Source organism: Puia dinghuensis (genome assembly GCF_014642875.1).
In the GTDB taxonomy this organism is placed as follows: Bacteria; Bacteroidota; Bacteroidia; order Chitinophagales; family Chitinophagaceae; genus Puia; species Puia dinghuensis.
Window position 1 is genome coordinate 705,926 of sequence record NZ_BMJC01000005.1, and the last position, 17,171, is coordinate 723,096.

The 17,171-nt window shown below is 53.5% G+C and carries 16 protein-coding genes; all 16 read right to left on the bottom strand.

Annotated features, from left to right (window positions below; translation table 11 throughout):
* Positions 1-144 precede the first annotated feature (144 nt).
* Positions 145-357: a hypothetical protein gene (locus IEY39_RS24515; protein WP_188936632.1), complete on the bottom strand. Its 213-nt coding sequence runs from the start codon at positions 355-357 to the stop codon at positions 145-147.
* Positions 358-488: 131 nt separating this feature from the next.
* Positions 489-2,324 carry a T9SS type B sorting domain-containing protein gene (locus tag IEY39_RS24520; protein ID WP_188936634.1) on the bottom strand — a complete coding sequence of 612 codons (1,836 nt, stop codon included), beginning with the start codon at positions 2,322-2,324 and terminating at the stop codon, positions 489-491.
* An 86-nt stretch (positions 2,325-2,410) separates the two neighbouring features.
* Complete coding sequence (locus IEY39_RS24525; RefSeq protein ID WP_188936636.1) at positions 2,411-3,238, bottom strand: energy transducer TonB; 828 nt, start codon at positions 3,236-3,238, stop codon at positions 2,411-2,413.
* A gap of 104 nt (positions 3,239-3,342) precedes the next feature.
* A complete protein-coding gene (locus IEY39_RS24530) occupies positions 3,343-4,173 on the bottom strand; it encodes an energy transducer TonB (RefSeq protein WP_188936638.1) in 831 nt (276 codons plus the stop codon).
* A gap of 60 nt (positions 4,174-4,233) precedes the next feature.
* Positions 4,234-4,773 carry an ExbD/TolR family protein gene (locus IEY39_RS24535; RefSeq protein WP_188936640.1) on the bottom strand — a complete coding sequence of 180 codons (540 nt, stop codon included), beginning with the start codon at positions 4,771-4,773 and terminating at the stop codon, positions 4,234-4,236.
* A gap of 207 nt (positions 4,774-4,980) precedes the next feature.
* On the bottom strand, positions 4,981-5,670 hold the full coding sequence (locus IEY39_RS24540; RefSeq protein ID WP_188936642.1) for an ExbD/TolR family protein: 690 nt from the start codon (positions 5,668-5,670) through the stop codon (positions 4,981-4,983).
* A 131-nt stretch (positions 5,671-5,801) separates the two neighbouring features.
* On the bottom strand, positions 5,802-6,668 hold the full coding sequence (locus IEY39_RS24545) for a MotA/TolQ/ExbB proton channel family protein (RefSeq protein WP_188936644.1): 867 nt from the start codon (positions 6,666-6,668) through the stop codon (positions 5,802-5,804).
* Positions 6,669-7,294: 626 nt separating this feature from the next.
* Positions 7,295-8,584 carry an ABC transporter permease gene (locus IEY39_RS24550; protein WP_188936646.1) on the bottom strand — a complete coding sequence of 430 codons (1,290 nt, stop codon included), beginning with the start codon at positions 8,582-8,584 and terminating at the stop codon, positions 7,295-7,297.
* Between the two features lie 20 nt (positions 8,585-8,604).
* Positions 8,605-10,002 (bottom strand): NADH-quinone oxidoreductase subunit N, encoded by a 1,398-nt coding sequence (locus tag IEY39_RS24555; RefSeq protein WP_188936648.1) that lies wholly within the window; start codon positions 10,000-10,002, stop codon positions 8,605-8,607.
* Positions 10,003-10,005: 3 nt separating this feature from the next.
* Complete coding sequence (locus tag IEY39_RS24560) at positions 10,006-11,472, bottom strand: complex I subunit 4 family protein (RefSeq protein WP_188936650.1); 1,467 nt, start codon at positions 11,470-11,472, stop codon at positions 10,006-10,008.
* 9 nt (positions 11,473-11,481) lie between these two features.
* Positions 11,482-13,398 (bottom strand): NADH-quinone oxidoreductase subunit L, encoded by a 1,917-nt coding sequence (nuoL, locus tag IEY39_RS24565; protein ID WP_188936652.1) that lies wholly within the window; start codon positions 13,396-13,398, stop codon positions 11,482-11,484.
* Between the two features lie 57 nt (positions 13,399-13,455).
* Positions 13,456-13,785: an NADH-quinone oxidoreductase subunit NuoK gene (gene nuoK / locus IEY39_RS24570; protein WP_188936653.1), complete on the bottom strand. Its 330-nt coding sequence runs from the start codon at positions 13,783-13,785 to the stop codon at positions 13,456-13,458.
* 8 nt (positions 13,786-13,793) lie between these two features.
* Positions 13,794-14,336 carry an NADH-quinone oxidoreductase subunit J family protein gene (locus IEY39_RS24575; RefSeq protein WP_188936655.1) on the bottom strand — a complete coding sequence of 181 codons (543 nt, stop codon included), beginning with the start codon at positions 14,334-14,336 and terminating at the stop codon, positions 13,794-13,796.
* Between the two features lie 46 nt (positions 14,337-14,382).
* Complete coding sequence (gene nuoI / locus IEY39_RS24580) at positions 14,383-14,919, bottom strand: NADH-quinone oxidoreductase subunit NuoI (protein WP_188936657.1); 537 nt, start codon at positions 14,917-14,919, stop codon at positions 14,383-14,385.
* A gap of 53 nt (positions 14,920-14,972) precedes the next feature.
* The gene (nuoH, locus tag IEY39_RS24585) at positions 14,973-16,031 is read right to left on the bottom strand and encodes an NADH-quinone oxidoreductase subunit NuoH (RefSeq protein WP_188936659.1); all 1,059 of its coding nucleotides are present in this window, start codon (positions 16,029-16,031) and stop codon (positions 14,973-14,975) included.
* Between the two features lie 2 nt (positions 16,032-16,033).
* Complete coding sequence (locus IEY39_RS24590) at positions 16,034-17,125, bottom strand: NADH-quinone oxidoreductase subunit G (RefSeq protein ID WP_188936661.1); 1,092 nt, start codon at positions 17,123-17,125, stop codon at positions 16,034-16,036.
* Positions 17,126-17,171 lie beyond the last annotated feature (46 nt).

Consider the following 17,171-nt stretch of genomic DNA (forward strand, 5'->3'; position numbering starts at 1 on the left):
CCCCGATCATAAAGTCCGGCCAACAGCCGGGGCGCCGGGTCGGGCTATCCGGTCCAAGTCCTCACCCCCGCTAACGCAAGAGTTCCGGGCTTTCCCCTCCTATCCCTAACGCAATCCCCTCCACCCTCCAGTCGCCGCAAACATCTACTTCACCTCCTTCCCAATCTCCTCAATAATCTTCTCACAATCCTCGATCCCCCGCTCATATGCCGCGGCATTATTCTGCCACAGGTTAAGCTCGTTGAGCAATATCCGCATCTGCGACTGCTTCAGCACCTCTTCGAAATTGGTGACTTTCATATTATCATGGGCATCCAATTGCAGGTGAGCCGCCAAATAAGGGATTAACGAATTCATTAACAACGAAGTAGCATTATCATTCAACGAGATGATCCAGGGAAAATCCTTTGTATACAACGCCGTTATCCGGTTGAGCAGATCTTTATTCTCAATAATACCCAGGCGCCCGCTCCCCGCGGCAGCGCCCCCTATCTCACCAACAGCACCGTCCCCCGCCTCTCCACCGTCCTCCCCTTGATATCCACCCCCACCGCCAACCACACATACGTACCCGGCGGCAGCTCCTTCCCATTCCTCGTCCCATCCCAGCCCACTCCCGTATTCGTACTCACAAACACCGCCGTCCCCCACCTATCCCAAACGCCAAAAGACACCACCCTCATCCCCGGCGCCGTCACCCGCAACACATCATTATGGCCGTCATGGTTCGGTGTAAACGCATTAGGAACAAAGATATCCCCCACCGAATACACCTTCACCACCACCGTATCCACCCCCATACACCCATCGGCCGTCGTCCCCGTCACCACATACTCCGTCGGCAGCAACGCTTCCAGCACCACCGGGTTGGCTGAATAAGGATCGCTAAGCCCATCCGGTGGCGTCCACTGATACGCGACAAACCCGCTGTTGCTCACATCGATCGCATGTAGCGGAACGGGTTGCCCGGCCACCACATTCGTATCATCACCCGCCAACAGCTGCGCCGGCGGCAACACGTTCACCGTCACCGCGGCATTGTTCAGCGACACACAGCCATTCACATCTTTTACCTGGAGAGAATAGGTCGTCGTGGCGGTTGGCTGCACCACGGTGGGGTTCGCTAATTTAGCGTCATTCAAAAACGTGAACGGCTTCCAGCTATACGTAAACGTACCGCCACCCGCACCACCAGCCGCCGCCCCAGTACCCTGAAGCACTACTGATTTACCATAACAAGTCGTGTCGGCCGTCGTCGCCGCACTGGCAACAGGCGCCGGGTTCACAGTCACCGTTACGGCAGCGGTCTGCACACACGCCTCCCACGTCGCCGTCACCGTATACGTGGTCGTCACATCCGGGCTGGCCACGGGCGAAGCGCTCGAAGCATTGCTAAGACTCGCCGCAGGGCTCCAGGAATAAGAAACATTGCTTTCGTTCGTGCCCGCCTTCAGCCGGGCACTCTTCGATTCACAAATAGTCGCATCGCCACCCGCCGTCAGAACAAGCGAATTGGTCAGCGGCACCGTCACCACAGCCGTCGAAACACAGCTATTCCCATCCTCCACATATACCGTATGTGCACCCGAAGTGACCCCGCTAAAGTCAGGCGAAGACCCATATGCACCGGCATCGATCTTATAGGTCAAAGGCGGCAGGCCGCCCGTAGCCGAGACCGTCACCGTGCCGTCATTACCCGCGCAGGAAGCAGCCTGCGGAGTCGCCGTCACCGACGGTCCCGCAATACCGCCAAGGATGACCGACGCCCGCTGGATCGTATTCTGCGCATCCTCGACCACAATGTTGTAAAGCCCCCCGGGAATATTGGAGAAGGTATAACTGGTGTTGGTAGTCGACTGAAAGGTCTTCCCGCCATCGATGGAATAGCGGATAGTGCCAACGCCGCCGCTCTCGGTTAACAGCCAAGCACCATTGGCGCCCCCGCAGGTCGCCGTGGTAGGCGTCGTAAGCAAGGTGATACACCCGATATTCACGGTGACGGAGATCGTCACCGGAGCATTGACGCCATCAGCCACCGTCAATGTATAGGTCCCGGACCCCAGATTGTTATAATAATTGTTCGGCGTGAAGCCGGATGTATAACCCGGACCGTTGAGGGAGTACGTGTAGGCCCCCGCACCTCCGGCCCCCGTCGCGGTAACCGTCCCATCCGGATGACCGCACTCCGCACTCGTCGCCACCGCCGTCACCGACAAAGGCGCCTGCCCATCGCACCGCCCCGCACACAGCAGCAGCAATGCAATGACGCACACACACAGGCCCCTGGACCTGCCTAGGCCAAAAAAGATAGAACGTCGCGACATATAAGGGTAACTTGCGTTAAAAATAGCACTTATCCCTTAGATGCACAACGTTCTTCCCACGGGCCTTCGTCGATCCTGCGCCGCGCTCACTCTTTACTTATCTCAAACCCCACCGGCTGCATCCTGTAAGCCTTCACATACCGCCCATTCTGCAACGCGGGGATCCACTTCCCGCTCTTCTTTATCACCCGCACCGCCTCTTCCCGCAGTCCACCCGTCTCCGGACCCGACACCGCTTCTACATCACTCACGTTCCCCTCTTTATCAACAATAAACCGCACCATCACCTTTCCCGATATCTCATTATTCAATGCGTCCTCGGGATAACGCAGGGTCTTGTTCAGAAATCGTACCCACGCCTGCATTCCCCCGGGAAAAGAAGCATCGACCTCAACCTTGACAAACAGCTTATCCGCATCCTCCTCCTGCCTCTTCGGCGCCTCTATAACCCCCTTCCCGCCATCGCCAACCGGTGGCGTCGTCACTCCATCGTCTTTAACGCCTTCCTGGTTCACCGTCCCGATCTTCACATCATCCAGCTTGTCCTGTTCCGGCGGCTTCTCGTCGGGCTTCACATCCTCCTTGACAATTCTCGGCGGCGTAAACTGCTTTATCTCTATCTTCTGCTGCGGCAATGCCGGCGGCGGCGGCGTTGGTGGCGGCGTCTCCACCTTTTCCTTCACTGCCTCTAACATGACATCATCCACTGGCATCGCTGTCTTCACCTTCCCGCCATCGCGGCCCCATACAAACCCGGCAACAAACACCGTCAGGATCACCCCTGCCGTCACAGACAACGCCCGGACAAGCCGCCGGTTATAGGTCCTGCGCAGCTGGTACGCGCCATAATCCTTATTTCTGCCCTCGAACACGATATCGAGGATATCAGCTTCAAGTAATTTTTTCGGCTCCATAAGTAATAAGTTTATTACTAAGATGCCAAACTAACCCGAATCCATAACCGCAAATAAAAAGACCCGCGCCTAACGGCGCGGGTCTCACAATCTATTTTAAGATCTTATTGAGCCTCCAGCTTGAACACAATCGGCTGCTTCTTGTAAGACTTCACCTGCCGTCCATTCTGAACAGCCGGCGTCCACCTACCACTCTTCTTGATAACGCGAACCGCTTCCTCACGCAAGCCGCCCGTTTCCGGACCGCTTATCGCATTCACATCACTCACGTTACCTTCCTTATCCACAATGAACTGTACAACCACCGTACCCTGAATCTCGTTGTTCACAGCGTCGTCAGGATAACGCAGGTTCTTGTTCATATACCGCAACCATGCTGCAGCACCACCAGGGAATTCGGACTCGATCTCCACCTTCGTAAAGGTCTTGTCATAGTCTTCTTCGTCCTTCTTGGGCGCTTCGACTACCCCTTTACCGGCATCACTAACGGGGGGAGCAGTAATCCCTTCGTCCTTGATACCTTCCTGGTTGACGGTACCGATCTTGGTGTCCTCCAGCTTCTCTTGTTCCGGTGGCTTCTCTTCTTCCTTCACCTCATTATCCTTCACGATCTTGGGAGGCGTAAACTTGGCCATTTCCACCTTCGGGGGTTCCACCTTCGGCGGCGGAGGAGGCGGCGGCTCATTTTTCTTTTCTTCTTTTACGTCTTCGAGCTGCACATCTTCCACTACCATCGCCTGTTTCTTCGGGCCGCCATTCAAATTGGATAAAAAGTATCCAAGGAATAGCAACAGGATCACGATGGCAGTACCTATAATCGCCTTCATCAGACGCTTATTATAGGTCTTGCGCAGTTCGTAAGCGCCGTACTCCTTGTTCTTACCCTCAAAGATGATATCAAGGATATCGGCGTTTAGTATTTTGTTGACTTCCATTGTAAATGGTTATGTATTAATTAGATGCAAAACCTCCCGGATTCCATAAACCCGGAAAAATTATTTTATCCCGTTCGCCTGCTCCGTGGCCGCTATGAACTTATACTCGTCCGGCGTAATATCCACAAGGGCATAACGCTTCACGTCGTCGATCTTCATCTCATCCAGGATGTTTACCGTATTCTTATAGGTAGCATCCTTGGTGGGCTTGATGATCACCATGAAATCCTTCGGGTCCGTCCTCCGCTTCTTGTCCAGGATCACATCCCGGATAGCATTCTTGCTGAAGGAAGAACTCTGCAACTTGGAAGGATCCAGACCTTCGTAATAATATACCATATTATTTTTCGAAGGCATCACTGTCAACGCAGCAGACTCTTTCAGTTTGTTCTGCTCGTCCGGCTTATCCACATCCTTCGGCAGGTTGAGCTTCATGGCTGTCGGCTGACTCATCGTAGTCGTAAAGATAAAAAACGTGATCAGCAGGAAACCCAGATCTACCATGGGAGTAAGATCCACCCGTGTGGAGAGCTTTTTCGCTTTCTTCACGCCGGGTTTACCTTTATGTCCACCCCCGCTTGAAGTATCCATTTCTGCCATAACAATAGCTTTTTTTAAAGTTACAAAAATTTGCCCGGTCCTCCCGGCATTTCCCGGTCTCCCCGGATCATCTTTTCACCGGCACGGGGCCTCAACTCCGTTCACACCAACAAAGGATGGTTTTCTCATGTGTGTCATACTTCAATAATTTATTGAACCTTAACACCTTAAACATCTCATTGTCGTCGCCTCGGCCCCAGCCCGATCCTATTGCTCCGAACTCTTGTTGCCCGTCTTCTGCTGCAGCTTATCCAGTTCCGACCCCGGAGGCGGCGCCACCGGACTGGTCACCAGCTGGAATTTCAGCTGATCGTTTTTCTTAAAGGCGATGATAGCCCCCTGAAAAGCAGGGTATTTGGCGGCATCGTCACCCTTCACCAGGATATTCATATGTCCACCGTTAAAACCGCCGCCCGCAGACACGGTTACAGCCGCCCGGACCCAATCGGTCAGTTCATTGTTGGTGCTGTCCTGCGCGGGGATCCCCGGTAAAGCCAGGTTCTTCAGCTGATCAGGCCCCAGGTCGAGGTAGTGCTTCAGCCCGGTAAACGGTACCCCGATATAAGAGCTCGGATTTGCATAGAAATTCTTTTTCTCGGCATCCGTCAGGGTAATGTTCTTTGACGTCGCAATAGCCTCGAGAATCTCCTTCTTTTCGGTCGCGTTCGCGTCACTTACGCTGAAATAGACCTTTCCATCATGATCTATCGTGACCATTATGACATTCTTGTCGGGCGCCACCTTGGACGACACCGAACTCGGCGTGACAACGGTCAACGCCTCAGCCGGCTTGAACTTGGTCGCCAAAATGAAGAACGAAAGCAGCAGAAAAGCGACATCGCACATCGCGGTCATGTCGATATTCGTGCTCTTACGCGGTATTTTTGCTCTTCCCATTGTAAATATTGTTTATAGTGTTACGCGTGTCTCATTTCCTATTACAAGGGATAAGACCCACTTTTTCCTGATTTCCACAAGGCGTTGGCAAATTTTAACAATACTGTGCCGCAACCCATCCTCTCCCCACCTTATTTGTACAGGGAAGCAAAGCTCTGCGTCAGCGTGAAACCGCTCTCGTCGATACCATAAGTAATACCATCGATCTTGGTCGTGAAGATGTTATACATGATGATGGAGATGGCCGACGTACCGATACCAAGAGCCGTGTTGTAAAGGGCCTCGGAGATACCTTGAGAAAGGCGTTGAGCAGCTTCCCCGCCACCAGCTTCACCAAGCGCGGCAAAAGACCTGATCATCCCGAGTACCGTTCCAAGCAGACCCATCAGGGTAGCCACCGAAGCGATCGTCGAAAGGAATACAAGATTTTTTTCCAACATGGGCAGCTCCAAAGCGGTAGCTTCTTCTACTTCCTTCTGGATAGCCAGTACCTTTTGCTCAGTATCCAGTTCGGCGCTGATCATTTCTTTGTATTTGCGCAGACCGGCCTTCATTACATTACCTACTGAACCCTTCTGCTTGTCGCATTCGGCGATAGCGGCATCGACGTTCTTGTTGGCAAGATGATATTGCACTTTGCGGATGAATTCAGCGATATTGCCGCTGCCAGTAGCCTTGGAGATCGTCATGAAGCGCTCGATCACAAAAGTCAGCACGGTCAGGAAAGCGCCGATAAGGATAGGTACGATGATCCCACCCTTGTACATCCGGGCAATCGCCGACTTCGGTCCCTCCTGCGTAGGCCAAAAGCCGCCGGAAGCGTCGGGTTGTGTAAAGTTGCTGTCAGCGCCGATAATAAATCTCCAGATCAGATATCCGGCAACAACACACACCAACGGTGCGACCCAGGAAATGGAATTGCTCTTTTTTCTTGGTTGAACAGATGAGGAACTTTTAGCTGCTGTCGCTGTCGCTGCAGTCGGTTTTGTTTCAGCCATGATCGTTTGTTTTTAGTGTTTTTTAAAAAAATTGAAGTATGTAATAGAAAATGAATGTACAATTCTAAGGAAAAAAGCCTTTCAATAGACGAAATTGGATAGATAAAATTTTATGGGCCACACAAGATAAGGAATTTTAACAATGTAAAAATCCCATCTCGATCCGCTCCGTCGGAGATAGCTGTCCCCCGGAATGGAAACCCTTTCATACGATGGTAAATGGTTATGCAGGATGCGATCGATAGCCCGCCACGACAGAGTACGCGTCCCATTGGGGAAGGATAATGTGCCGCAAATCCGCTGTTCAAAAAAGTAGCGGATTTCCGGCAAACCACATATGTCTGAAGAACTTCGTCGGGCCTGCTTCGCCACGGCCCTCCTCGTTCGCAACCTTCGCTTTCGCTCGGTTGTGGTCGAGCCACCTCCGCGGCTCTTGGACAGCCCTAAAACCAAAATTCAAAAAGGTAAATCTACGGGATTTTACAATGCAGAAGAAACGATTGCACACTTATTAATTCCTTTTAATTCTCTCTCCATCGGCTATTCATCTTGGTACAAGTTCGTACAAATCCCCCGGCCCGCCGCCACAAACTCCTCCGCCTCAAATATCACCCGCGAAAACGCCCCTATTCATATCTCAACGCCTCTATCGGATTCAGCCGCGCCGCCTTCAAACTCGGATACAAACCCGCCGCAAGCCCCACCAGGCTGCAGATAAAGATTCCCCCCAGCATCCACGCCCAGGGCATCACAAACCCCGTCGACAACACCAGGGAAAATACATTCCCCACCAACACCCCCAGCACCACCCCAAACCCGGCCCCGATCAGGCTGATCAGCACCGACTCGAACAAAAACTGCTGCCGCACATTCCGCTGCCGCCCACCAATCGCCTTTACCAGCCCTATCTCCTTCGTCCGTTCCGTCACCGCCACCAGCATGATATTCATCAGCGCCACCGCCGCCCCCACCAGCGTGATCAACCCAATGATCACCGCCGCTCCGGTTATAAAGGCAAGATTCTTCAGCAGCAGGTTCACAAACGTATCACTCTTGTCGATATTGAAATTGTCCCCCTCCGTCACTTCCAATCGGCGGATCGGCCGGAAGACCCCCTCGGCCTGGTCGATCGCCCCGTCGATCAGCTTCACATCCGCCACCTTCACCTGGATGTTAAAAGAAGTAGCACCCCCGCCGCCAAAAGGACTACTGCCACCCACATTAAAAAACCGGCGAACGTTATTATAGGAAGTAATGATCACATTGTCCTGGTTCATCCCCAGCGTCGACCCCTTCGTTTCCAGCACCCCTACCACCCTGAACGGCAGGTTATTGACATTGATGATCTTCTCCAGCGGCGCCTCTGGATTCTTCCCGAAGAACCGCTGGGCGATCGTACTCCCGATGATCGCCACATTCCGGCCTGTCCGGACATCCAACGTGTTCAGATTACGGCCCGCCGCCAGGGAGAACCCGTTGAGATCGATATAATTCTCATCCCCGCCCAGGATCCGGACATTAGGGTTCGTTTTGACGTCGCCCATCGACACCACCGCATCCTGCGACCCGTTTATGTTCAGCGACACCGTAGCCGGGTATTGAAAACGCGCCTGAAACGTCTCCGCCTGGTATTTGGTTATCGATACATTGGAATTGGACTTCTTCTCCCTCAACCCCTTACGTTCACGTTGCGGCCCATCGTGGAAATTGAACCACTTCTTATTATGGATGGTAAAGCCATTAGCCCCCATCGCCGAAAAGCTCTCGGTAAATTTCTGCTTCATTGCGTCGATGGCAGTATTGATACCCACCAGCGCCATGATGCCAAAGGCAATAATGGAAACTGTAATACCCGTCCGCAGACGGTTGCCCCGAAGGTTGCGATAGGCGAGGGAGATCGTGTCAATATACCTCATGCCCCCAATTTACAACAATATTACCACGTATAAATCAGTCGCGACAACTGCCCCAGCAGGCTCTGTGGCCAAACCCCCAGCACCACCACGATCACCGCCAGCACTACCAGCAGGCCCTTGAATCCAAGCCCCGGCTCAGCCTCGGTCGCCCCATCGCCGTCCTTAAAATACATCGCCTGGATCACCCTGAAGTAGTAGTAGACGCTCACCGCCGCGCATAACACGGCAAAAATTACCAGCCAAAGGTAGTGGCCGGTCGCTACGACGGAAGAAAGCATGTAATATTTAGCGAAGAACCCGCCGGTCAGGGGAATACCCGCCAGCGAGAGAAGAAAGATCGTACAGGTAGCTGCCAGCACCGGTTGCTGCCGGGCGAGGCCGTTAAAGCCCTCAAAAGTATAGTCCTTCATCCTGATCAGAACCGCAAAGATCCCGATCGTCGCAATGCTATACGCCGCCGCATAGAGGATAATCCCTTCCTTGGCAACCCCATTCAGCGCCAGCAACGCCAGTAACATAAACCCGGCCTGAGCGATAGAAGAATACGCCAGCATCCGCTTCACACTCTGCTGAAACACCGCCGTCACATTCCCGATGAACAAGGTCGCCGCCGCGATGATGGCCACAAACACCTGCCACTTCTCCTGGCTGTCCCCAAAAGCCTCATCGAACAACCGGATAAAGCCCACAAAGATCGACACTTTCACGATCGTCGCCATAAAGGAGGTGAACACCGTCGGCGCACCGTCATATACATCGGGCGTCCAGAAATGGAAGGGCGCCGCACTCACCTTAAAGGCCATGGAAACAAGCAACAACAGCAACCCGGCCATGAATAGCGGAGTCACCGCCGTTTTCCCGCTCCACAGGTCATCGATAAAGAAGGTCCCGGTTTGGGTCGCGCCGTAAAGAAAGGCGATCCCCAGCAGCATCAGGCCCGTCGAAAAGGCCCCCATGAGAAAATATTTCAGCGAAGCCTCATTGCTCTTCAGGTTGCGCTTGTCGGCGCCGGTCAGGATATACAGCGGGATGGAAATGATCTCGATCCCCAGAAACAGCATCAGCAGCGTATTGAACGTCGTCACTATCGCAACCCCGCACAACACGAAAAAGATCAGCGCAAAATATTCGGCAAGATGATGCCCCACCTTCTCCATGTCCCGCCCCGACAGCAACACATACAGCAGCGTACTGCCAAACGCGATCAGGTTTCCCAACAGCCCGAACGTGTCAAAATACAACATCTTGTGCACGTTCACCGTCATCAGATGATACCCGATCATATCCGCATAGTTCCCCAGCACCAGCAACACCAGCCCTACAACGGCGACATTGCGGATCGCGGTCTTACTCGTCGTAAAAATGCCGCTAAACATCATGACGATTCCCCAAACAGCAGAGAGCAAAATTGCATTCATACTTTACTTATAATTCATCTTAGTCAAAATAAAATCTGCCGCATCCTTCGTCAACTCCAACACCGGCTTCGGATAAACCCCGATAAAAACGATCATCACCACAATCACTCCAAGCGCCACCTTCTCATTCAACCGGATATCCACCGCCTTCTCCGTCAGCGCATTCGTCTTGCCATAGAACACCCCCTGGATCATCTTCAACGTATACACCGCCGACAAGATCACCGACAACATCGCCACCGCCGTAAACACCACATTATACTGCGTTGCAGTGGAAGTGAACACCCCGCTGAACAGCAGAAACTCCCCGACAAACGCATTGGTCAACGGCAACGCCACATTCGCCAGCGCAACGATCACCAGCAATATCGCCAGACCCGGCGCCTTCGTCGCCAGCCCGCCCAATTGGGAGATCTTCCTCGTCCCAAACTGCCGCTCTATCAGGTCGACGACTATCCACATCCCCAGTATATTGATCCCGTGATTGAACATCTGGATCATCACCCCCTGCATCCCGCTCTGATCCGTCGCAAAGATCGCCAGCGCCATCAGGCCAACGTGCGCGATCGAAGAATAAGCCACCAGCCGCTTCAGATCGTCCTGCTTCATCGCGATCAGCGACGCATAGACCATCCCGATGATACACGCAACACTCACCGTATCTCCCCAGGCCCAGGTGCCGATGGGCAGGACAGGCGCCAGCCAGCGGATCACCCCGAATACCCCCATCTTCACCATGATCGCACTCAGCACCATCGTCGTCGCGGTCGGCGACTGCTCATACGTATCGGGCTGCCAGGTATGCAACGGCCATATCGGCATCTTTATCGCAAACGCCACAAACAGCAGCCAGAACACCCAGGTCTGATCGCTGTTCGAGATCGTCGACCGTAGCTTATAAAAGGACTCCATCGAGAAGCTATGATCCGGCGTATGGAAATAGAGCCAGATGATCCCGACCAGCATCAGCAGACTCCCAACGAACGTATAAACAAAGAATTTGAACGTAGCCGCGATCCGCCGCTCTCCGCCCCACTGGGAGCAAAGGAAATACACGGGGATCAGCGCCAGCTCCCAGAAGAAGTAGAACAACAACGCATCCGTCGCCACGAATACCCCCAGCAGACCCGCCTGTGACAACAACATCAGCGCGTAAAAATTCCACGCCCGTTTGTACTGATCCCGCCACGTGGCGATAAAGATCAGCGGGAAGCTCACCGCCGTCAGCAGGCTCAGGATAAGGCTAAGCCCGTCCAGGCCCACGGCAAACCGGCTTCCGAGATCTGGCAGCCATTCGACATTGGCTTGCAAAAGCGGACTCGTCTTGTCAACACCCACGCCCCACAACGTAACGGCAAGCGTCACCAGGGACGACAACAACGCCCAGCCCCGGGCCGTTTTCTCACTTCGGAGAAAGAACCCCAAAAGCCCGGACACCAGCGGAATGACGATCAGTAGAACAGGAATCATAAATATCTTTTAATGTCCAACAACAGCCTTTGTAACAGTACCACTTCCACCTGAGAACAACTCTACTAAAAATAAAATAAGGATACCCAGCACCATCAACAGCACATACCCCCCAACCTGCCCGCTCTGCAACAACCGCAGCTGGCGGCTGCCATACTGCACAAGCCGGCCAACCCCATTCACAATGCCATCGACAATATTTTTATCAAAGAACACCAGAAACTGCGCAAGCAGGTCCAGCGGCCGGACAATCATCGCATTATAGAACTCATCCACATACCACTTGTTGGCCAACACCTTCCCAAAACCCGTCGGCTCGCCCAACTCGGGTTTCTTGCTAAACCGGGCCCACGCTCCAATACTCCCTATCAACGCCAGCACCACGGATGTCGCGATCAGCCCCCACTCCGTCCCCGAAGCCAGCTCAGCGCCCGTTCCTTCACCGACCACCGGCCCGAGAAACTTCGCCAGCCAATGTGCATTCGGCGCGATCACCGCGGGGATCCCCACAAAACCACCTACAACAGAGAGTATAGCCAGCACCCACAGCGGAATGGTCATCGCCGCCGGGCTCTCATGCAGGTGGTGTTCCTGCTCATGCGTCCCGCGGAACTTCCCTCCAAAGGTCATGGCAAACAGGCGGAACATATAAAAAGCCGTCAGCAGCGCGGTAAACACGCCTACGGCATAATAAACCGGGTTCTTCGCATACGCCGCCGTCAGTATCTCATCTTTCGAAAAGAATCCCGCGAACGGCGGGATACCCGCAATGGCGATACATCCGATAAAGAACGTTCCCGTCGTTTGCGGCAGCGCCTTGCGCAGGCCGCCCATCTTCCGGATATCCTGCTCCCCTCCCATGGCATGGATCACCGAGCCCGCACCAAGGAACAACAACGCCTTGAAGAAGGCGTGTGTCATCACATGAAATACAGCGCCTGTGTAGGCGCCGACGCCAAGCCCGAGGAACATATAACCCAGCTGACTCACCGTCGAATAAGCCAGAACCTTCTTAATATCATTTTGCTTCAGCGCTATCGTCGCCGCCAGTAATGCCGTCGCCAGACCGATCACCGCGACCACCGTCTGCGTCACCGGCGCCAGATCGTATAGGACATGGCTTCGGGCGATCATATAGATCCCCGCCGTCACCATCGTAGCAGCATGGATCAAGGCAGACACGGGGGTCGGACCCGCCATCGCATCCGGCAACCACGTGTACAACGGTATCTGTGCCGACTTACCCGTCGCGCCCACAAAGAGCAACAGCGTTATCACCGTTGCAGCACCCGTAGACAAGGTCGACGCCTTCCCAAACACCTCATCAAAGCTCACCGACCCAAACTTGTTCACCATGTAAAATATCGCGATCAGGAAAGCCACGTCACCGATCCGGTTCATGATAAACGCCTTCCTCGCGGCATCATCATAATCCGTGTTTTGAAACCAGTAGCCGATCAGCAGGTACGAACAAAGACCTACACCTTCCCAACCGATGAAAAGAATAATAAAATTCGCGCCCAGCACCAGCAGCAGCATCGAGAAAACGAACAGGTTTAGATAGGAAAAATACCGCGCAAACTGCGGGGCATTCTCTTCGTGCATATACGCCGTGGAATACAAGTGGATCAGAAAACCGACACCCGTAATGATCAGTAAGAACAAGGCCGAGAGTGAATCCACCTGGAAAGCAAACGGGATCGACAGTTTGCCCACGCTGATAAAGTCGAACAAGGTCACCACCACCGGTTGGAAGCCCTCCTGGCGCACCTCGCCAAAGATCAACAAGCTAACCACAAACGCCCCCAGCACCGTACCGCTCCCGATGATCCCGGTCAGCGATTTGGATAATTGATTCCTGAAGAGCCCATTGATCAGAAATCCAGCAAGGGGCAACGCAGGCACCAGCCAAACTAATTGTGTCATATATGTTTTAATCTATTTCCCCTGCGCCCCGGCTTCGCCGGGGCCGCAGCCAGGGGTCTAATGTTTCAAACGATTCAGGAAATTCACGTCTATCGAATGCGTATTCCGGTACATCATCACGATGATGGCCAGCCCCACACTCACCTCCGCCGCCGCTACCACCATGATAAAGAAGACGAACAACTGCGCGTCGATACCCGCACTGGGCATAGCGGCAGACATCGCATGGTAATGCATCTTCGAGAAAGCCACCAGCAGCAGGTTCACCGCATTCAGCATCAATTCCACGCACATGAAGATAATAATCGCATTACGGCGCGTCAGCACACCGGCCACCCCGATGCAAAACAACGCCACAGACAGGAAAATATAGTAGTTTATCGGCATAGTAAAAATTAGCCCCCGTACTTCTGCGAACCCAGGGTCGTCTTGTCTTCTTCCGCCTTCTTACCAATCACCACAACCCCCACCATCGCACTAAGGAACAACACGCTCGAGATCTCGAACGGAACAACATAATCCTTGAACAACACCAGACCCAGATTATGGATAAGCCCGATATCCCCCTTACCCATCTCCGCCATCTGCGCCTTCAGATCGGCCTTCTTCAACGCCGCCACCAGCACCAGCAGCAACGCTCCGCCCGTTACGACCCCCGCGATCTTCAGCCACCTGTTCTTCTGCGGCTCCGTATCCGCGTTCAGGTTCATCAACATAAAGACGAAAAGGAAAAGCACCATGATGGCGCCGGCATAGACGATCAGGTTCACTATCGCTAAAAACTGCGCATCCAGCAGAATATAATGGCCCGAGATCGCCACAAAAACAACGATCAGCCACAGCACACTGTGTACGGGGTTCTTGCTCGTCACCACCAGTATCGCGCCAAGGATAGCCAGTATGCTTAAAAACCAGAACAATAGTTGCGTAGTACCCATATAAAATTTTATGTCTGACCTTCGGTCGATCCGCTTCCAGCGGCTCCTAATGTCTTTGTCCTTTTGCCTTTGCGTACTCTTCCGGCTGCGTCACCGGATCGGGAATCAGCAGCTCATCCTTCCCATAAATAAACCCTTTCCGCGTATAGTTCGACGGAGCAAACGTCTCCGACAAATAGATCGCATCCTTCGGACAGGCCTCTTCACAAAGGCCGCAGAAAATACACCGCAGCATATTGATCTCATACTTCGCCGCATACTTCTCCTCCCGGTACAGGTTCTCCTCGCCGGGCAGCCGCTCAGCCGCCTCCATGGTGATCGCCTCGGCAGGACAGGCTACAGCACAAAGCCCGCAGGCCGTACACCGCTCACGACCCTGCTCATCCCGGTTCAACACATGCAATCCGCGGAAGACAGGGCTAAAAGGCCGCTGCTTCTCCGGATAATTCACCGTGGGCTTCTTCTTGAACATATGCCCGAAGGTGATCGACATCCCCTTCGCTATCGCCGGGAGATACATCTTCTCCCACATCGTCATCGGCTTGCGGTCAACCGCTTTCGCCCGGCTCGTTAATGGTTGCATATAATTAGTTTAACGTTCGCAAAAGTATTTTTCTCGTTTCAATCCACCAACTTTTATCCGCGCCATAGCACAATCGCCCCCGTCGCCAGCATATTGAACAACGCCAGCGGAATAAGCACATGCCACCCCAATTTCATCAACTGATCATATCTAAACCTCGGAATCGTCCAGCGCACCCACATAAAGAAGAAGATAAAGATGATGATCTTCGCAAACAGACTCACTATCTGTAAGATCGCCACCGGGTTCTGCCCGATATGCTGTGCCAGCGTAGCATCATTCACAAACGGAATATCATATCCACCCCAATACAACGTCGCCATCACGGCGCTGCTCACAAACATATTGACATACTCGGCAAAGAGATAGAATCCCAGTTTCATCGAAGAATACTCCAGGTGATATCCCATGTTCAATTCACTCTCGGCCTCCGACAGGTCGAACGGCGTCCGGTTACACTCTGCAAAAGCGCAGATAAGAAAGATCAGGAAGCCCAACGGCTGCACCAGCACGTAATAATAATGCGCTTGTTGCTGCTCCACGATCGTTCGCAGGCTCAGCGACCCGCTGATCATCAGCAATGCAATGATGGACAAGCCCATCGCCAGCTCATACGAGATGATCTGCGACGCGCCCCGGATGGCCGCCAGCAGGGAGAATTTGTTATTGGACGCCCAACCCCCGATCATGATCCCATACACCCCCATGCTCACCACACCGAATATATACAGGATGCCGATGTTGACATCCGCAATCTGCATCGAAATATCCCGGCCCCAAAGATGGAAATGGCTGCTCCACGGCACCACGGCGCTCGTCATCATCGCCGTCAGCATCGCCAGACCCGGACCCAGTACAAAGAGGAAGCGGCTCGAACTCAGCGGAACGATCTCCTCCTTCATAAAGAGCTTCAACCCGTCGGCCAGGGGCTGCAAAATACCCCCCGGACCCGCCCGGTTCGGCCCCCGCCGGTCCTGCATAAAAGCCGCTACCTTCCGTTCGCCCCAGGTCTCATACATCGCGACCAGCAGCGACACACTGATAATGATCAATATCAGCACAGCCTTCTCTAACAATAAAGCCCAATCAAAAGCCAGTAACGTTAAATGCATTATCAATCATTTTTAAAATCCGTGGAATGTGCAGGCCCCTCGATCTTCGACAAATCTATATCCGGTCTATTGACTTCACTCACCGAATGAATATCCATCAGCAGTTTCGGCTTCCGTCCATCCAGCACATCGTACAACACCTCTTGCGGCCGCTGAACCCCGACATAATGGCCCTGCGAAATAACACTGTGCCGGCTCACCTTCGTCGGACCCTCGATCGTCCAATCGCTCGTCTTCTTTTTTTCGAAGCGGCACTCGTTACAGATCCAATCCTCGACTTCGCCCCACTGATCCTTGCGGGCCGTGACGCGGAAAACCTCATCGCCCCGGTACCAAAGAGTTACCTTTCCCTTGCAACCCGGGTGGTTACAATCGCGATGCGCATCCACGGGCTTGAGGAACCATACCCGGTTCTTGAACCGGAAGGTCTTATCCGTCAACGCCCCCACCGGGCAAACATCGATGATATTACCGATAAAATCATTGTCCAATGATTGATGGATGTAGGTCGCAATTTCCGAATGGTCGCCCCGGTCCAACACCCCATGCACCCGCTTGTTCGTCAGCTGATCGGCCGTAAACACACAGCGATAGCAAAGGATACACCGCGTCATATGTAATTGGATATACGGACCAAGATCGTGCTTCTCGAACGTCCGGCGGGCAAACTCATACCTGGTGCCCGGCCTGCCGTTCTCATAACTAAGGTCCTGCAGGTGGCACTCGCCCGCCTGGTCACAGATCGGGCAGTCCAGCGGGTGGTTGATCAGCAGCATCTCGACAACCCCGTTACGCGCATCGATCACCTTCTCGCTTGTGATATTCTTCACCACCATCCCGTCCATCACATTCGTGCGGCAGGAAGCCACCAGTTTCGGCATCGGCCGCGGGTCCGCCGTGCTACCCGCTGCTACCTCCACCAGACAGGTCCGGCACTTTCCGCCGGTACCCTTCAGCTTCGAATAATAACACATCGCCGGCGGCGCCACATCTCCCCCGATCTTCCGGGCCGCCTGCAAAATGCTCGTCCCCGGCTCCACTTCTACCGTGATATTGTCGATCGTTACCTTCAATAATTTCTTTTCTTCAGCCATGTTTATCTTTTTATAGCCTTGTCAAATCTTCATCGGGGCCAGCCCC